Source organism: Paucibacter sp. XJ19-41, assembly GCF_028462495.1.
GTDB lineage: Bacteria > Pseudomonadota > Gammaproteobacteria > Burkholderiales > Burkholderiaceae_C > Roseateles_E.
Window position 1 is genome coordinate 1 of sequence record NZ_JAQOWX010000029.1, and the last position, 15,011, is coordinate 15,011.

Genomic DNA, 15,011 nt, shown 5'->3' on the forward strand with positions numbered 1-15,011 from the left:
TGATGTCGAACATGAAGCCAATCAGCGAGTCCACAGCCCCGTGCTCGTCGCGCACCACATGCACGACGTCGCGGATCCACACGTACTCGCCGCTGGCGGTCAGCGCCCGGTAGTCGGCCTCGTGGTCCACGCCTGCCTGCGACTGCGAGACGCAGAAGTTGACGACGCGCTCGCGGTCGTCCGGATGCATGCGCGAGGCCCAGTCATTGACGCTGACCCAAGTCGAGGGCGCCCAGCCGAGCAGGGCTACGATCTCCGGGCCGATAGAGCGGACGGTCAAGGTCGCCCAGTCGATCTTCCATGGGAGGGCACGGGTGGATTCAAGCAGGGTCCGGTAGACGGCGCCGTTGGATTCGCTAGGGTGCATGGGGGAGGGGGCTGGATGCGACGCGCAAGCATAGCGGCGGGCTGCTGCTGGAACACGGGAGTTTTTCGCGGAGACTAGTGCGACGACTCGATCGCGCAGTCGGCCGCTTCTACGATCACGACGAGATCAACAGGCACCGACTCCAGGAGCCGGCCGCCAAGAAGGGATCGCCGGACGCTCAAGGTGCTCATGTTTTACGTGTGAGCACCTTGTGAGCATCTTCTATTCGGCCGGGCGGACTACAAAGCTCGAGGCACACGCCTGCGACCCCTTACGGCCACGGGCGCGCTGATACGGTCACACTCGGTATGGTGCCCCGTTAGTTCACGGGCGAGAACGCGCTGGCGATGGTGACGTCACGATCCTGTGCCATCGGGTGAGGTTTGCTGCCAGTGTGAATAGTCCGAGCAGGCGGGCCGCGCTATCCCTGCATCGCCGATCAGATCAGCGGCGATGGCGCGGATGTCGCATCTATGGATTTTAGAAAGCCGCTCGTGTTTGTGAGCAAGATCGTTTTTTTCATTTTCATTGTATTTGTCATCGTTTTTCTTCTATCACAAGCCAATTTGTGTAACGATGTTGTCAGTCGCGTTTTTTGACCAACTGCGGGAATTGGCATCGTTTTTCTTGGCGTATGAGAGGATTTTTGTAACGTGCAGATCGGTTTCAAAGCTCTGGAGGCCCAATTCGGCATCGTGTTGGTTCAGCCCTTGCGGGTGGAGTCGGTCATTGGCACGACACGTTCGGAGAGGGAGTCTCCGCAGCGAATTCAGCGCCAGTATCCAAACGTCTACAGACCTGCCGACACCTTTGCCGGGCATTTCGAGTTCGGTTTGAAGTACGAGGAGATCCACTTCGAATTTTTCTCGCGCCTGTTCGCTGCCTGCGGGCCGGCTCCACTCGAACAGTGGTGCAAGGCGGAGCCTTTCGGGCAGTACGCTCGCCGCGCGGGGTTCTTCTATGAATGGCTCACGGGGCAACGACTGGACGTGCCAGATCTGGCAGGGGGTACCTATGTTGACGCGGTGGCCGGCGACGCCTACATGACACGCACCCAAGCCGTTCGCGAGCGGCGCTGGCGGATCAATAACAATCTGCCGGGTTCGCCGGCTTTCTGCCCTCTGATCCGGCGTAGCCAGGCTCTAGGCCAGGCACTCGAGTTTGACCCCCATGGCGCGATCACCGAACTGGATCGCCAGTTCGGGGCAGATGTCCTGATGCGCGCGGCGGCATGGCTATCGCTCAAGGAGTCGCGTGCGAGCTTCCTGATCGAGCACGAGGCCGACGAGACCGACCGAATCAAGCGGTACGCCCACGTCATGGCGGAGCACAGCGGCAAGCTGGAAGAACCGCTCGACAGCGGCAGCCTCACCCTGCTACAGCGGGGCATTCTCGGCGACGACGCGCTTCGCCTCGGTCTACGTCAGTCGCCTGTGTTCGTCGGCCAGGCCACGATACGCGATGACATCGTCCACTACATCGGTCCCCACTTCTCGCAACTCCCCGCCATGCTGGAGGGGCTGCGCGTGTTCGAGCAGGCAACCCGGGGCAGGGAGGCGCTGGCGCGGGCGGCGGCTCTGGCATTTGGCTTTGTCTATATCCACCCCATGAGCGACGGCAACGGTCGCATCCACCGCTTCCTCATCAGCGATACGCTGCAGCGCGACAACGCCATTCCGTCTGGTGTGATCGTTCCGATCTCGGCCACCATCACCGGCGTGCGCGAGTTTGGGCACGGGTACGACTCGGTTCTTGAGGTGTTCTCGCGTCCTTTCATGCGGCGATACGCCACAGCGTATCGATTCGGGGAGATGCGCACCTACGAGGACGGGATGCGTTCGAACCTCATATTCGATGCCTATGAGAACGCCAACCATGCCTGGCGCTATCCGGATCTCACGGAGCATGTGATTTACACGGCACGACTCGTGGCCCACACGATCCAGCACGAGATGGCGGACGAGGCGCGGACCCTCGTCCGATTTCAGCTGGCGCAGCAGCGCATCAAAGCTGTGCTGGAGATGCCCGACGCGGACGCGGTGCGCATGATCCGCTCGATCAAGGAGAGCGGCTGGCGAGTGTCAGGCAAACTCGCAAAGGAGTACCCCCGACTGGAAGAGAAGGCACTGGCCCTGCGCGTCGTCGAGGCCGTGCAGTCCACGTTCGAGGACCGCGAGCCTGTGCCAATCATTGAATGAGCACCCGATAAGACGTGAAGTGAGGGCGCCGGATTTCGATGGACTAAAACAGACCGAATTCCTCGGTGAGGTCGTTCGCATTGTCAACAGCCGTTCCAGATGGCTCCGCAAGGAGATCGTCCACCATGGCCCGACGGCCGACCCGCTCTTTGGCCACGTGCCCGGTCAAGCTCGCCGACGATGCGGGCAACACCTGGCACGCCACTAGCAAGCGGCGGTACTGGCTCCGCGAGGTCCTGGAAGTCGGGAAGACCCTGGAGGACGAGGACCTCTTGATGAGCACGTCGAAGCTGCCCGCACCAATCGCCAGCATTGAAGCGACTGACCTAGGTCCGAGCTGAGCTGAGCTTGTGCGATTGCTTGTAAGCGTGGCCCCAAGGCCCCATTGACTCGAGCAGCGTGTTGAACTTGGCAGGGGTCAGATGTCGAGCACGTGGCGCAGCATGTGGAACGGCACACGCCAACTCCCGCCGTCACCCGTGCCGATCGTAGCGGTCCGCTGGTTGATACGCACGGCCACGCCCGTGATGTTGCGACCGTCGCGGTCCTCGAACGTCACGGTGTCCCCTTTCTGGAACTCGCGGGTCTTGGTCGTCGCGGTGGCGGGTTCGGGCGGCGGCACGTACGCCGCTTGCTCGTCCTGCCGCTCAGCTTCGGTGTAGCCCTGCATCGACACGCAGGGGATCTTCCAGGTTCGCTTCGTGCCATGTTCGAGCACGGTGGCCTGGGTGTCCTTGAAGGCGATGATCTTGCCGCTGCGCATCTGTCCGTCCCGGAAGTCGACGAAGCGCACGGGCTGACCGAGATGCAGACTCGCGCGGGCTGCCAGGCCGCGCCGCGGATCGGCCAGCATGCCTTCGATGATGGCTTTGAGCTGGTAGAGCTGCAGGCTCGATGCCGCCTGCAGAGCGTCGATCATGTGGGGGTCGTTGACTTGCGAGTTCACGCCTGATTCCTCTGATGCCACAGCGCGGCGCCGTTCTCAAGCGACTAGGGCGCGGGCTGTCTGTCCTTGCTCGTTGTCGTGCCGCTCGATGTTCCACGGCAGCAATTCGTCGATGCGGTTGACCGGATGATCAGCGATGCGGCCCAGCACTTCGCGCAGGTAGCCTTCCGGATCCAAGCCATTGAGCTTGGCCGTCTCCACCAGGCTGTAGATTGCTGCCGCGCGCTCGCCGCCCGCGTCTGACCCCATGAACAGGAAGTTGCCTCTTCCCAGGGCTACGCCGCGCAGGGCGCGCTCGGCCGCGTTGTTGTCCATCTCGATGCGCCCGTCGTCGCGGTAGCGCGTCAGCGCCTGCCAGCGCACCAGGCTGTAGCCGATGGCCTGGGCGAGCTCGGACTTGGCCGACACACGCCCGACCAGGCTGCTCAGCCAGGCATGCATCTCGTCGAGCAGCGGACCAGCACGCGCCTGGCGCTGGGATTGGCGCACATCGGGCGGCTGGCCTCGAATGTCCTTCTCCACCGCGTACAGCGCCGCGATGCGCCGCAGTGCCTGGGCGGCAATGGAGTCCTCGGCCTTGCCTGTGCTCAGATACAGATCCCACCAGGGCCGTCTCGCGTGAGCCCAGCAAGCGGCCTCGGTGACCTTGCCTGAGTCGTAGAGCTTGATCCAGCCGCCGTAGGCATCGGCCTGCAGGATGCCACGGTAGTTCTTGAGGTGGGCTTGAGGATGCTCGCCCTTACGGTCGGGTGAGTATTGATACCAGGCCGCCGGCGCGTCCTTCGATCCTGCCGGCCGGTCGTCGCGCACGTACACCCACAGCCGCCCGGTCTTGGTCTTGCCCAGCCCGGGGCTGAGCACGGGCACCGGCGTGTCGTCCGCGTGCACCTTGGATCCGGCCAGCGTGTAGCGTCCGAGTGCAGCCACCAGTGGGTCGAGCAGCTGATCGCCGCGGTCGACCCAGCCGGCCATGGTGGATCGGTCGATCTCGACGCCGTCGCGGGCGTAGATACCGCTCTGCCGGTACAGGGGAATGTGGTCGCAGTATTTGGACACCATCACATGGGCGATCAGCCCGGGCCCGGCGATGCCGCGCGCAATAGGACGACTCGGCGCTGCGGCCTGGAAGATCGACTGGCAGCTCACGCAGGCCAGCTTGGGCCGCACGTGGCGGATCACCTTGAAGTGCGAGGGCACGTACTCGAGTTGCTCGGAGACGTCCTGCCCGATCTGGCGCAGACGGCCGCCGCAGGCTGAGCAGCCGCAGCGCTGGCCTGCGGTGTCATGGTGTGCGGCAGTGGTGTCGGGCCGGTGGATTTGCGCTTCGCGCGGCAGGTGGGCCGGCAGACTGCGGTCGATCTCGGGTGCGTTCGCCGCATTGGTCTTGACGGGTGCAACGGCTGCAAGCGGTGCTGGCGTCGTGCCGATGTCAATCGGGTTGATCTGGGCGTCGAGTTGCTCGCTGGAGGTGCCAAACTCGGAGCGCACGCGGCGCAGCAGTTGCAGCTTGAACTTGTCGACCATCAACTTGAGCAGCGCTACCTCGGAGTCGCGAGCCTCAATGACCCGCAGCAGCGAGTCGATCGTGGGGGTCGGATGGGTGGGCGTCGACACAGGCATCGAGTCTGAGATAGGGGCTCTCCCTTGACCATTGGTACTGCCCCGCAGAGCTCGCCACCGACTCGCTATGCAGCCAGTTCCGGATGGTGCGTTCTCACCGGCATGCGCCAGTCGATGCCCTCCAGCAGCATCGACAACTGTGCCGGTGTCAGCGACACGCTGCCCGACGTGGCTTGCGGCCAGACGAAGCGCCCGCGCTCCAGCCGCTTGGCCAGCAGCATCAGGCCCTGGCCGTCAAACCACTGCACCTTGATGATGTCGCCGCGCCGGCCTCGGAAGACGAACACGTGGCCCTTGAACGGGTTCTCCGCCAGTGCGGTCTGTACCAGCGCTGCCAGGCCATCGAAGCCCTTGCGCATGTCGGTGTGGCCGGCCACGATCCACACGCGGGTGCCTGAAGGAAGTCCGATCATGGGACGCTGGCCAACGCGCGCAGCACAGTGCTGAGGCTGGCCTCGTCGACCGTGCCGCGCAGGCGGACGCGAGCGCCATTGATGTCGATCTCGATGGTGCCCGCCGGTGCGGTGCGTGGTGGCGGGCCCGAGGGCGTCGGCACGCAGGCCGCACCTGGATCCTCTGCAGCCACCACAGTGACAGGCAGCAGAACCGGGGGATCGTTGTCGCAAGTGTTCGGTGGCTGGGCTTGCAGGTGCAGTCGCCGCCAGTTGAACAGCAAGTTGGCATTGACGCCGGCTTGCTGCGCAATCGCTGCCACCGATGCGCCGGGCTCCAGGGTGCGTTGCACCAGCGATTGCTTGAACTCTTCGGCATGCCGGCGCCGAATGTCTTGGGGCTTGCTGACTCGCTTGTTCATGTGTGCATCTATCGGGTTACGCGCACACATCCAAGCGTGGGCGCCGTCACCTGATCGTGCTCATGGGCTGACTCCGGCGCAATGGGGCCTTGGGGCCACGCTTACGATTGCTTGGCGGATGTGAATCCGTCCACGGCAGCGTCTACATGGGGCCTCAGCGCCCGTTCGCCCTGAGTCCCATGGGCCGCTCTCGGCCAGTCGTTGCCAGGCACTGCTGTCTACCGGCCCGTTGAAACCCAGCAAGCCTCGCCTCAAGCTCCGGTAGGCTGACGGCACATGCCCACAGAAAATCTCGCCACCTTCCTGCGACGCCAGCACGCGTCAACGCTCGCGGACATTCTTCTGGAGCTTGCGAACGACCATCCGGACGTACACAAGCGCCTTCAGCGCCTACAACTCTGCGACAGCCCCAGCAAGCTCGCGGCTGCGTTCAAGAAGACGCTGGCCGGCTAGCGCCGTTCGCAGCAATACCACGACTACACGTCAGTCCGTGCATTCGCCGCCAAGCTGGAGCTATGGCTGGATCAGGTCGCCCGGGAACTGGCGCCGAAGGATCCCGCCGCAGCCCTGGATGTGTTCGAGGCATTCATCGAGGCCGACGAGTCCTTCTTCGAGAGCGCCGACGATTCCGGTGGCGATATCGGTGACGCCGTTCGCAGTGCCTGCAGGTACTGGCTGGAGACAGCCGCGCGGTGCGAAGCCCCAGAGGCCGCGCTGCGTGAGCGTCTGCTGAAGCTGGCAAACGCTGATGCCTACGGCGCCCGCGAGGGCCTGTTCCGAGAGGCCCACCTGCTGCTCTCCGAGCAGGGCAAACGCCCAAGATCGTGTCGCCCATCGTGATGGCGGCCGGCGAGCGGCTGCGCGTGCGAGGCGATCAAGGCGCGGGTGGAGACCCCACGGCGGCGGCAGCACAGCCCCAGAGGGACCGGCCGCGCATGGACCAGGTGCTGGCCTGGAAGCGTGGCGAGGCCGTCTTCGACAACGCGTCGCTGCTTGAGGCCGTGGCCGAGATGAATCGCTACAGCCAGACACCGGTCTCGGTGGACGCTCGCGCGGCGGATCTGCGGGTCAGCGGTCTGTTCAAAACGGGCGACAGCGCCGGTTTTGCGCAGGCGGTGGCCAACTTGCACGGCTTGGCGGTGCAAGAGCATGCGGATCGGCTGGAGTTGGCGCCGAAATAGGCACGGAACTCCGGGAGGCTGGGGGAGCTCGAGGCTATCGGGCGCGGCCGTGTGAGGGCAATCCTGATCGCTACTTCTTCGTTGCTAATGCATCCCCGACAGCAGCCGCTGACAATCCACCGGCGGTAAATAGCACTGCCAGCAAGACCAGCTCCGGGTGCCCCGCCAGCAATGCGGCAACGCCGCCGGCCATGCATCCAGAAAGGTCCTTCAGCACTATATTGGCCTTTTCGCCGTCGGTGAGTTTGGCGCCCAAGTTGGAGGCGTACTTGACGCTAGCCACGAGAATCGACATGACGCCCTTGGCCATCGCGCCCGCAGTCTTTCCCACCTTGTCGGCAATGGCGCTAATCCTGTCCAGCGCCGCGCTGAGTGGCTTCTTCCTGTTGACCACCGCGTCAAGCTCCGCGATCGCCTCATTGATCGCATTCGCCTCGTCCCGGGTTAGCACCTTGTACTCGACCAAATAGGCGATCAGCTTGCGGAGACCGGGCGGCGAGTCCAGCGTGTTCTCGTTACGTCCGGCGGTGCGCACCACACCGTCAACCATCTTTGTGTGAAGGTCGCCGAACGCTTCGGGCGGCGGGAGCTTGGGTCGCTCGTCCGGCTGTGCAGTCGCGACACCGGCCGCTAGCGCCGCCATCCCGGCGCCGACGTGCCTGCGGTTGATGATTAACTCGCTCATGGAGTCTCCTCGAACATGCCGGCCCGGCATATGTAGGGATGGTAGCGATCACAGGCCGCGCCGCCAACGGCCGGCCGGGCAAGACTTCGAAGACGTGTTGTGCTTGCGCGGCCGGAAATGGTTTGAAGGGACGCAGCGGTGAAGCTGTCGTTCACGGTCAGACCGGTCGAACCGGTCGAACGTAAGTCTCCAATGTGCAGGCATGTAGCTCAGCAAGCCCACTCAACAGGCCAGGCCGCCTTCACCCATGCAGCGGGGCTCATCGAACAATCCGAACCTTCGGACACGACACTTGCCTCAGCGCGGCAGCCTCGATGCGACGCAGGAGGCGTTCGTCGGGCGCCCAGGAGCCACCTCGGGCGACAAAGCGACTCGCCGCGTCGACGAAGGTGCCACCCGTATCCGCTGCGGGTCTTGAAGGTTCGAACTGGGCGTCCATACGGGCGAGTTGCTGGGTGTTCAGACGTTCGACATCCAACAAACCGTCAGTGTCGAAGTCGAGAACGGAGAAAGTCCAGTGCACCATTCGCGACGGCGTGCCGTCGACCACTTCGACGACGACGCTGGCCTGGCGAACGCGCTGTCCGGCAAACTGGGGCACACGAGCGACGTCTTCACGCCGGAGCATTCGCATGAAGGCGGTGCCGGCTAGCGCGTGCAGCTCGTCATCAGCGGAAAGCAGAAACAATCTCGATGACAGTCCCATCGCATCCACCGTTCAAGTTAGCCAGGGGCATGTGGGCGGCCGCGCAGGTCCCAGAAGCTGCCCTGCCAGTTCGAAATACGTCCTTCGGTGCCGCATATTGGGCAACGCCACACGATGGCGTCGTCGTTGGCCCGGACCGCTTCGATCGCACCCTTCTTGCACTTGAAGCACCTCGGCGCGGGACAGGCCTTCGGCGTCACGTCGGAGGCATGGGCGACCACATCAACATTGAATTGCGCCATGGCGCGCGCTGGACCTTTGACAGGGCCGATCGCGCCCGACTTGTCCAGAAAGTGTGTGAGGTCGGTGACGTACATAGGGTGTTGGTCAGGTGTCGTACTCGGCGTCCGGGTTTGGCGTCAATTGCGCATGTGCACCGTCCCGTCAGACGGCTGCATATACGACCGACACTCGAGACTCTTGGCGGCTTCAGGTAGCTCCGTCCAACCTATGCGACCGCCCCAGTTTAGGTTTGTCGGAAACCTGCCCGGCGTCAGCGCAGCAGTGAACCAGAGCAAGTTCGCGGCGCCGCGAAAGAAGAGGCTTGTTCCGCCGCGGTGCTCAGCGCACCGGTTGAATCAGCGACACACCGGGCAGCGCGCCCTTGGGGCCGCGGTGCACGATGGGGCAGTTCAAAACCACGCTTGTCGGCTCCAGCGTCACCGCACCACTGTCGACGGCGGCCAGCACGGCTTCTTCAGACTTCAGGGTCTGCGGGGTTTTGCCAGCGGCCCAGGTGACCTTGACCATCTGCCAGAGCGGACTGTAGGCAATGTCGCGATTCGCCGAGCCCATCGGGAAAGGCGCGGAAGCAAAGATGCTCTCCTGCTTGAAGTTGGTGACGGCATAGACCTTGTCGACCGAAGATCGACGGCCCGGCACCGATGGGCCTACGGGCAAGGCATCGGCAAGCCGCGGCGCGAAGTTCGCGCCCTTGGCCTGGGCCACGTCGGCGTGCGAGACGTCGGTGGTGATGTAGAACACCTCCTCCCCTTCGAACCAGCCACGCAGCACCGGCAGCGAGGCCTGGCCAGTGCCAGCCAGCGGCGGCGCCGTGGTGCAGGCGCAGGCCAGCAGCAGGGGCAGGCTTGCCAGCGCCAACTGCAAATTGCGCAGCATCGGCCGGGCGATGGATGCTGCGGGTACAGGGCGTGTGGTGTTCACTTGCTTGGCCATGTTTGCGCTCTCTCTTGCGGGTCGGGAAGTTCGCATTGTCGAGTGGCCGAAGCTTGGCGTGCGCAGACGAGACGAATCGCGTGCAATCTGAGGCGATCGGATCACTGGCCAAGTTCCCGATCCCGACAATCACAGCACCCGATGTAAGGCGCAGGCCGGGGCTGACGACGAACACCAAACGGCCTGTATTGAACGCAGCCCGACCGCATCCCCTCAACCCCAAGGAAGACCATGAAACTTGTTCAACTAATCACTGCCGCTGCACTGTTCTGCGCTGCCGCGTCCTCCCATGCGCTCGACGTCAAGCCCTACTCGGCGGCCGCCTTGGCTGAAGCCCAGAAGGCCGACAAGCCCGTGGCGCTGCTCTTCCGCGCCGACTGGTGCCCGACCTGCCGCGCTCAGGACAAACAGCTTGAGGCGATGAAGTCCGAACCGGGCCTGGACCTGACCGTGCTGGCGGTGAACTACGACACCGAGAAGGATCTGAAGAAACAGTTCGCCGTCCGCAGCCAGTCCACGCTGGTGGTGTTGCGCGGGCAGAAGGAGACCAGCCGCAGCATCAGTGACACCACTGCGGCAGGCTTGCGCGCCGCGTTGAAGACGGCGCTTTGATCGGGCCAGCACGATGTCTCTTGCGCTGACGCTGCCGCAACTGGGCCTGAGTGTGGCCGCGGGTGGACTGACGACGCTCTCGCCTTGTGTGTTTCCGCTACTGCCGCTGGTGCTGGGTGGCGCGGTTCAGGGCCACCGTTTCGCCCCGGTGGCGATGGGACTGGGGATGATGCTGTCATTCGCCGGCATCGGCGTGGTGCTCGGCGCGCTCGGGCCGGCGCTGGGCATTGACGCCGACACCATCCGCGTGGCCGGGGCGGCGATGTTGATCGCCTTTGCGCTGGTGATGCTGGTGCCCGCACTGGGTGACCGCTTCGCGCAATGGATGCTGCCCATCGCCAGCGCGGCCAACGCTGCCTCTAGCCGGCTCGACGGCGGCTCCTTGCTCAGTGCTGCGGCGCTGGGGGGCGTGCTTGGCCTGGTGTGGAGCCCATGCTCGGGGCCGCTGCTGGGCTCGGCGCTGACGCTGGTGGCCAGCGAAGGCGGCGCGCTGCGGGGTGGTGTGGTGCTGGCGCTGTTCGGCCTGGGTGCAGCGATTCCGCTGGTGGCGGTGGCCTACGCCTCGCGCAGCGGCTTCGTGCGTGCACGCGACTGGATCATGGCGCGCATCGAGGGCGTGCGCCGTGGCTTTGCCGTGCTGCTGGGCGGCATGGGCATTGCCGTCCTCACCGGCGCCGACAAGTGGGTGGAAGCGAGGGTATTGGCTTGGCTGCCTGATGCCTGGGTGAACCTGACGATCGGCATCTGAGTGCCCCCAGGGCCGGGTGGCGCCGAGCCCGCCACCCAGCTGCCGAGGAAACTTGGGGCGGCCCGGCGTTTCCTTGAGAGCGCCTTCAAGGCCCTGCTGCCGCGTCGCTTTGCTGCCAATCGGTGGGTGTCGAGCCGATGCGCTGCAGGAAGACGCGCCCGAAGGCACCCGGGCTGGCGTAGCCCACCTCGGCGGCCACCTGCTTCACCGCCAGCCCCTTGCGCAGCAGCGTGCGGGCCAGGCCGAGCCGCCAGCCGGTCAGGTAGTCCCCGGGTGGGATGCCCACCGTCCGGGTGAAGTGCGCGGCAAAGCGCGCCCGCGACATGCCGGCCAGCCCGGCCATCGCGTCCAGGTTCCAGGTTCGCGCCGGGTCGGCGTGCAGCGCGCTGATGGTCTTGGCCAGGCGGGGGTCGGCCAGGCCGGCCATCACGCCACCATCCACCATCTGATGTGCCATGGCATGGCGAAGGAGCTGGATCACCAGCACCTCGGTCAATCGGTCCACGACGGCGCCGTGCCCGCAGCGGCTGGCCTGCGCCTCGCTGAACAGCAGTTGCTGGGCGAGATCCAGCCCCGGCGACTCGGCCAGCGACACGCTCAGCAATGCCGGAAGCCCGCGCAGCAGCGGGTTTTCGTCACCGGCACCGAAGTCGATCGACGCACAGACGACATCCGCGCCCTCGCGCTCGCCACCGTCCAGCCGGTGCGCCCCGTCACGCGGGAAGAACAACACGCTGGGCTCGCTGACGACGCTGTGCCGCCCCAGCGAGTCCGTCACACCCAGCGGCCCACGCCGGACCAGGTGCAGATGGCCGATGCCTGCGCCGCCGTCGAAGTTCGCAATGCCGCACAGCGCGCCGCTATAGAACACGCGGGCACGCAGCTCGAAACGCTGGAGCAAGGCCGATAGACGGTCAGACATGAGATGAATGGTTGAGTGATGGAGATGAAGTGCTGCCAATCATCTCATCCGAGGCTCTACATTGCCGTGATCCCCTGAACCTGGAGAACTGATATGTCGAACCCGTCACTGCTGTCCCCGCTGATCCCGCGCCAGGCCGTGCCGCCCTTGCAGGTGCCGACCTTGGACCACGGCGACTTCACGCTCAGCGACGACATGGCAACGAACTTCACGCTGGTCGTGTTCTATCGCGGCCTGCATTGCCCGATCTGCCTGAAGTACCTGCTGGAACTCGGCCGACTGCAGCCCGAGTTCGAAAAGCGCGGCATCAAGGTGGTCGCCATCTCGAGCGACGGGCGCGAACGCGCGCAGGCCATGGCCGATAAGCTGAAGGCGCCTGATCTGCGCATGGGCTACGACCTGAGCCTGGCCAAGGCGCGCGAATGGGGCCTGTTCATCAGCACCTCGCGCGGCACCACGTCCATCGGCATCGAGGAGCCGGCGCTGTTTTCCGAACCCGGTGTGTTCATCGTGCGGCCGGACGGCACGCTGTACTACGGCGCGGCGCAAACCATGCCCTTCGCGCGGCCGCATTTCGACGAACTCTTGGCGGCACTCGACTTCACCCTGGAGAAGAACTACCCGGCGCGGGGCGAATACATCGGCGCGGTTTGAGCATGCTTCGCCCATTTCGGCCGGCCCTGCTCAAGACACTGCTGGCCGCGTAGGGCGCAGCTGGCTTGCAGGCCGCGCGAGCATCGCCATCGGCGAACCTGCCCGGTGCCCAGCGCTTCGCTGCGGCTCAAGCCACCAGCGGCAGCGCCAGGCACAGCCGCGTACCTCCCCCTGGCGCAGGCAGCGGCCGCAGGCTGCCGCCGTGCAGCACGGCCACGCGCTGTGCGATAGCCAGCCCCAAGCCGCCAATGCCACCGCTGCTGCGCTTGATGGGTGGGTCACGCAGCGAAAGGCCCTGATCTAGCCGATGGTGCAGCTCGCCCGGCAGCCCGGGCCCGCCGTCTTCGACCACGATCTCGGCCTGCGCGCCTTCGCGTCGCAGGCTCACACGCACGGGATGGCTCCCCAGGGCGTGACGCACGGCGTTGTCGATCAGGTTCGTCAAGGCCCGCTCGATCAGTTGCAGGTCGCCATCGAGTTCCAGCCGGCCCGGTGGCACGCCATGCAGCATGACCGAGGGCTGCACATCGCTGAGTTCGAACTTCTGCACCGCATCTGTCACCACTTCGTCCAGGCTGAAGCGTTCGCGGTGCAGCACCTGTTCGGTGGACTGCAGCGCGGCCAGCTCAAACAACTGCTGCGACAGCCGGCTGACCTTGCGGCTTTGCGCCAGCGCCGCCTGCAGCACGGCCCCGCGGCGCACGGCGTCGGGTGCGGTCTCACCGGCCAGGGCTTCCAGGTGACCGTGCAGCGCAGTCAGCGGCGTGCGCAGGTCGTGCGCCACGCTGGCCATCATTTCGCGGTGGTCGGCCACTTGGCGCTGCTCGCGCTCGGCCTGCGACTCGATGCGGTGCGTCATGTCGGCGAAGGCATCGGCAAGGGCTTGCACCTCGTCGCCCACCGGGCGTGTCGACGCGCCTGCTGCCAAGCCGTCGCCAGGTTCAGCCCCAGGGACGCGCCGGCTGTAGTCGCGCAGACCCTGGGCCAGACTGTGCAGCGGCCGCGTCAGGCGGCGGAAGGTGAACAGCCCCAGCCCGAAGGTCACCAGCAGGCCCGTGCCGGCGGCGATCGCGGCACCCCTCCACACCCGGTCGGCACCAACCTGCGCCGCCACCGCGTCGCGCGCCGGGCTGTCCAGAATGACGTACAGGTAACCCGGGGGGCGCACATCGCCTGCGCGCACCGGAAACATCGCCGCGCTGAAGATGCGCGGCACGCCCGACCCCATCGGGTCAGTACCGCGCAGCGGTAGCGCAGCACCGGCCAGAAACGCGCGGATGGCGGCTAGATCCATCTGTTCCTGCCGCACCATGCCGGGTTCGCCGATGTAGTGCTGCACACGGCCATCCGCATCCAGCAGGTACACCTGCACGCCTGGGTTCACGGCCATCAGCATGGACAGCAGAGCCCCACGCGCCGTGCGTTCGGCCTCGTCGCGGTTGGGCGAGGCGATCTCGGGCCAGTGACCGACGATGTGCTTGGCCAGCCCATGCGACAGACGCTGCAAGGACTCCTGCTCCTGTTCGGCTGCCACCTGCCGCCCGAGCAGCGCCACGAAAGCGCCGTAGGCCAGCAACAGCAGGGCCAGGACCAGCGATAGACGTGTGGTGAACGAACGAGTGGTGAAGGACCGGTTGGTGAAGGGTAGGTTGGGACTCATGGTGCGGACTGCAGATCAAAACGGTAGCCCACGCCCCACACGGTGACCACGCGCTTGGGGTCGCGCGGGTCTTCTTCGATGCGACTGCGCAGCCGGTTGATGTGGGAATTGACGGTGTGCTCGTAACCGTCAAAGCCTTCGCCCCAGACGCGTTGCAGCAGTTCTCCGCGGCTGAAAGGGCGGCCCGGGTGCTTCAACAGGAAGTGCAGCAGATCGAACTCGCGCAAGGTCAAGGGCACCGTGCTGCCGTCACGCAGCAACTCGCGTCGCACCGTGTCCAGGCGAAAGGGCCCGAAGCTGAATTCCTGCTTTGATGCGGTTGTCGAGCGCATCTGCTCGATGCGCCGCAACAGCGCCCGGATGCGAGCGACCAGTTCCAGCATGGAGAAGGGCTTGGCGACGTAATCGTCGGCACCCAGTTCCAGCCCGAGCACGCGATGCGCTTCGGCAGAGCGTGCACTGAGCATGATCACTGGCACATCGGCATGCCGGGCGCGCAGGTGGCGACAGACTTCCCAGCCATCGGCGCCGGGCAGCATCAGGTCGAGCAGCACCAGGTCCCAGCGCTGCCGGTCGATGGCGGCCATCGCGTGCCGGCCGTTGGCTTCGCGGTGCAGGCGGTAGCCCGCGTCTTCAAGATGAAGGCGCAGGGCCACTGCGATGGCATCGTCGTCTTCGACCAGCAAGAGGTGTTCGTTCATGGGCGGCCGGCGCCGCCTGTA

General features: G+C 65.3%; 18 protein-coding genes and 1 pseudogene. 7 read left to right on the forward strand and 12 right to left on the reverse strand.

The genetic code is table 11. The features are described 5' to 3' along the window. Positions 1–367, reverse strand: a 367-nt coding sequence (locus PO768_RS09960) for a PAS domain-containing protein (protein WP_272645934.1), incomplete at its 3' end; no start/stop codon positions are given. Between the two features lie 653 nt (positions 368–1,020). Between PO768_RS09960 and PO768_RS09965 the strand changes: the two genes are divergently transcribed. Further along, positions 1,021–2,565 (forward strand): Fic family protein, encoded by a 1,545-nt coding sequence (locus tag PO768_RS09965; protein WP_272645935.1) that lies wholly within the window; start codon positions 1,021–1,023, stop codon positions 2,563–2,565. 418 nt (positions 2,566–2,983) lie between these two features. Here the strand turns inward: PO768_RS09965 and PO768_RS09970 are convergent, their stop codons facing one another. The 4 genes from PO768_RS09970 to tnpA all read right to left on the reverse strand — a co-directional run bounded on the left by PO768_RS09970 (position 2,984) and on the right by tnpA (position 5,945). After that, positions 2,984–3,511: a hypothetical protein gene (locus PO768_RS09970; RefSeq protein WP_266009268.1), complete on the reverse strand. Its 528-nt coding sequence runs from the start codon at positions 3,509–3,511 to the stop codon at positions 2,984–2,986. Positions 3,512–3,547: 36 nt separating this feature from the next. After that, entirely contained in the window at positions 3,548–5,131 is a 1,584-nt protein-coding gene (tnpC, locus tag PO768_RS09975) for an IS66 family transposase (RefSeq protein ID WP_272645936.1), read from the reverse strand. A gap of 65 nt (positions 5,132–5,196) precedes the next feature. Continuing rightward, positions 5,197–5,544 carry an IS66 family insertion sequence element accessory protein TnpB gene (gene tnpB / locus PO768_RS09980; protein WP_272645937.1) on the reverse strand — a complete coding sequence of 116 codons (348 nt, stop codon included), beginning with the start codon at positions 5,542–5,544 and terminating at the stop codon, positions 5,197–5,199. Further along, complete coding sequence (gene tnpA, locus PO768_RS09985) at positions 5,541–5,945, reverse strand: IS66-like element accessory protein TnpA (RefSeq protein ID WP_272645938.1); 405 nt, start codon at positions 5,943–5,945, stop codon at positions 5,541–5,543. The genes tnpB and tnpA overlap by 4 nt, the downstream gene beginning before the upstream one ends. A 276-nt stretch (positions 5,946–6,221) precedes the next feature. Between tnpA and PO768_RS09990 the strand changes: the two genes are divergently transcribed. From PO768_RS09990 to PO768_RS10000, 3 genes and pseudogenes are all read left to right on the forward strand, one after another. Then, positions 6,222–6,398 carry a hypothetical protein gene (locus tag PO768_RS09990; protein WP_272645939.1) on the forward strand — a complete coding sequence of 59 codons (177 nt, stop codon included), beginning with the start codon at positions 6,222–6,224 and terminating at the stop codon, positions 6,396–6,398. 15 nt (positions 6,399–6,413) lie between these two features. Continuing rightward, positions 6,414–6,785, forward strand: a pseudogene (locus PO768_RS09995) (DUF6880 family protein); the annotation flags it as partial. A 95-nt stretch (positions 6,786–6,880) separates the two neighbouring features. Next, complete coding sequence (locus tag PO768_RS10000; RefSeq protein ID WP_272645941.1) at positions 6,881–7,126, forward strand: hypothetical protein; 246 nt, start codon at positions 6,881–6,883, stop codon at positions 7,124–7,126. 70 nt (positions 7,127–7,196) lie between these two features. Here the strand turns inward: PO768_RS10000 and PO768_RS10005 are convergent, their stop codons facing one another. From PO768_RS10005 to PO768_RS10020, 4 genes are all read right to left on the reverse strand, one after another. Next, a complete protein-coding gene (locus tag PO768_RS10005) occupies positions 7,197–7,811 on the reverse strand; it encodes a hypothetical protein (protein ID WP_272645942.1) in 615 nt (204 codons plus the stop codon). 259 nt (positions 7,812–8,070) lie between these two features. After that, positions 8,071–8,517 (reverse strand): hypothetical protein, encoded by a 447-nt coding sequence (locus PO768_RS10010; protein ID WP_272645943.1) that lies wholly within the window; start codon positions 8,515–8,517, stop codon positions 8,071–8,073. Between the two features lie 17 nt (positions 8,518–8,534). Then, positions 8,535–8,834: a hypothetical protein gene (locus PO768_RS10015; RefSeq protein WP_272645944.1), complete on the reverse strand. Its 300-nt coding sequence runs from the start codon at positions 8,832–8,834 to the stop codon at positions 8,535–8,537. Positions 8,835–9,078: 244 nt separating this feature from the next. Next, the gene (locus tag PO768_RS10020; protein WP_272645945.1) at positions 9,079–9,693 is read right to left on the reverse strand and encodes a DUF7482 domain-containing protein; all 615 of its coding nucleotides are present in this window, start codon (positions 9,691–9,693) and stop codon (positions 9,079–9,081) included. Positions 9,694–9,924: 231 nt separating this feature from the next. On the opposite strand from PO768_RS10020, the gene PO768_RS10025 reads away from it, so the two are divergent. Together PO768_RS10025 and PO768_RS10030 are read left to right on the forward strand one after the other, a co-directional pair. Beyond that, entirely contained in the window at positions 9,925–10,305 is a 381-nt protein-coding gene (locus PO768_RS10025; protein ID WP_272645946.1) for a thioredoxin family protein, read from the forward strand. A 13-nt stretch (positions 10,306–10,318) separates the two neighbouring features. Next, entirely contained in the window at positions 10,319–11,053 is a 735-nt protein-coding gene (locus PO768_RS10030) for a cytochrome c biogenesis CcdA family protein (RefSeq protein ID WP_272645947.1), read from the forward strand. A gap of 85 nt (positions 11,054–11,138) precedes the next feature. Here PO768_RS10030 and PO768_RS10035 read toward each other — a convergent pair whose 3' ends face one another. Beyond that, positions 11,139–11,975: an AraC family transcriptional regulator gene (locus tag PO768_RS10035; protein WP_272645948.1), complete on the reverse strand. Its 837-nt coding sequence runs from the start codon at positions 11,973–11,975 to the stop codon at positions 11,139–11,141. Between the two features lie 93 nt (positions 11,976–12,068). Between PO768_RS10035 and PO768_RS10040 the strand changes: the two genes are divergently transcribed. Next, positions 12,069–12,629 carry a peroxiredoxin-like family protein gene (locus PO768_RS10040; RefSeq protein ID WP_272645949.1) on the forward strand — a complete coding sequence of 187 codons (561 nt, stop codon included), beginning with the start codon at positions 12,069–12,071 and terminating at the stop codon, positions 12,627–12,629. Positions 12,630–12,756: 127 nt separating this feature from the next. Here PO768_RS10040 and PO768_RS10045 read toward each other — a convergent pair whose 3' ends face one another. Together PO768_RS10045 and PO768_RS10050 are read right to left on the reverse strand one after the other, a co-directional pair. Continuing rightward, entirely contained in the window at positions 12,757–14,289 is a 1,533-nt protein-coding gene (locus tag PO768_RS10045) for a sensor histidine kinase (RefSeq protein ID WP_272645950.1), read from the reverse strand. Beyond that, on the reverse strand, positions 14,286–14,990 hold the full coding sequence (locus PO768_RS10050; RefSeq protein ID WP_272645951.1) for a response regulator transcription factor: 705 nt from the start codon (positions 14,988–14,990) through the stop codon (positions 14,286–14,288). Before PO768_RS10050 ends, PO768_RS10045 begins: the two co-directional genes overlap by 4 nt. Positions 14,991–15,011 lie beyond the last annotated feature (21 nt).

Coding starts and splice junctions, on each gene's coding strand:
- PO768_RS10025 (WP_272645946.1), top strand. CDS start 9,925: ATGAAACTTGTTCAACTAATCACTGCCGCTGCACTGTTCTGCGCTGCC.
- PO768_RS10040 (WP_272645949.1), top strand. CDS start 12,069: ATGTCGAACCCGTCACTGCTGTCCCCGCTGATCCCGCGCCAGGCCGTG.
- PO768_RS10050 (WP_272645951.1), bottom strand. CDS start 14,990: ATGAACGAACACCTCTTGCTGGTCGAAGACGACGATGCCATCGCAGTG.
- PO768_RS10000 (WP_272645941.1), top strand. CDS start 6,881: ATGGACCAGGTGCTGGCCTGGAAGCGTGGCGAGGCCGTCTTCGACAAC.
- PO768_RS10035 (WP_272645948.1), bottom strand. CDS start 11,975: ATGTCTGACCGTCTATCGGCCTTGCTCCAGCGTTTCGAGCTGCGTGCC.
- PO768_RS10045 (WP_272645950.1), bottom strand. CDS start 14,289: ATGAGTCCCAACCTACCCTTCACCAACCGGTCCTTCACCACTCGTTCG.
- PO768_RS10030 (WP_272645947.1), top strand. CDS start 10,319: ATGTCTCTTGCGCTGACGCTGCCGCAACTGGGCCTGAGTGTGGCCGCG.
- tnpC (WP_272645936.1), bottom strand. CDS start 5,131: ATGCCTGTGTCGACGCCCACCCATCCGACCCCCACGATCGACTCGCTG.
- PO768_RS10015 (WP_272645944.1), bottom strand. CDS start 8,834: ATGTACGTCACCGACCTCACACACTTTCTGGACAAGTCGGGCGCGATC.
- PO768_RS10005 (WP_272645942.1), bottom strand. CDS start 7,811: ATGAGCGAGTTAATCATCAACCGCAGGCACGTCGGCGCCGGGATGGCG.
- PO768_RS10020 (WP_272645945.1), bottom strand. CDS start 9,693: ATGGCCAAGCAAGTGAACACCACACGCCCTGTACCCGCAGCATCCATC.
- PO768_RS09990 (WP_272645939.1), top strand. CDS start 6,222: ATGCCCACAGAAAATCTCGCCACCTTCCTGCGACGCCAGCACGCGTCA.
- PO768_RS10010 (WP_272645943.1), bottom strand. CDS start 8,517: ATGGGACTGTCATCGAGATTGTTTCTGCTTTCCGCTGATGACGAGCTG.
- tnpB (WP_272645937.1), bottom strand. CDS start 5,544: ATGATCGGACTTCCTTCAGGCACCCGCGTGTGGATCGTGGCCGGCCAC.
- tnpA (WP_272645938.1), bottom strand. CDS start 5,945: ATGAACAAGCGAGTCAGCAAGCCCCAAGACATTCGGCGCCGGCATGCC.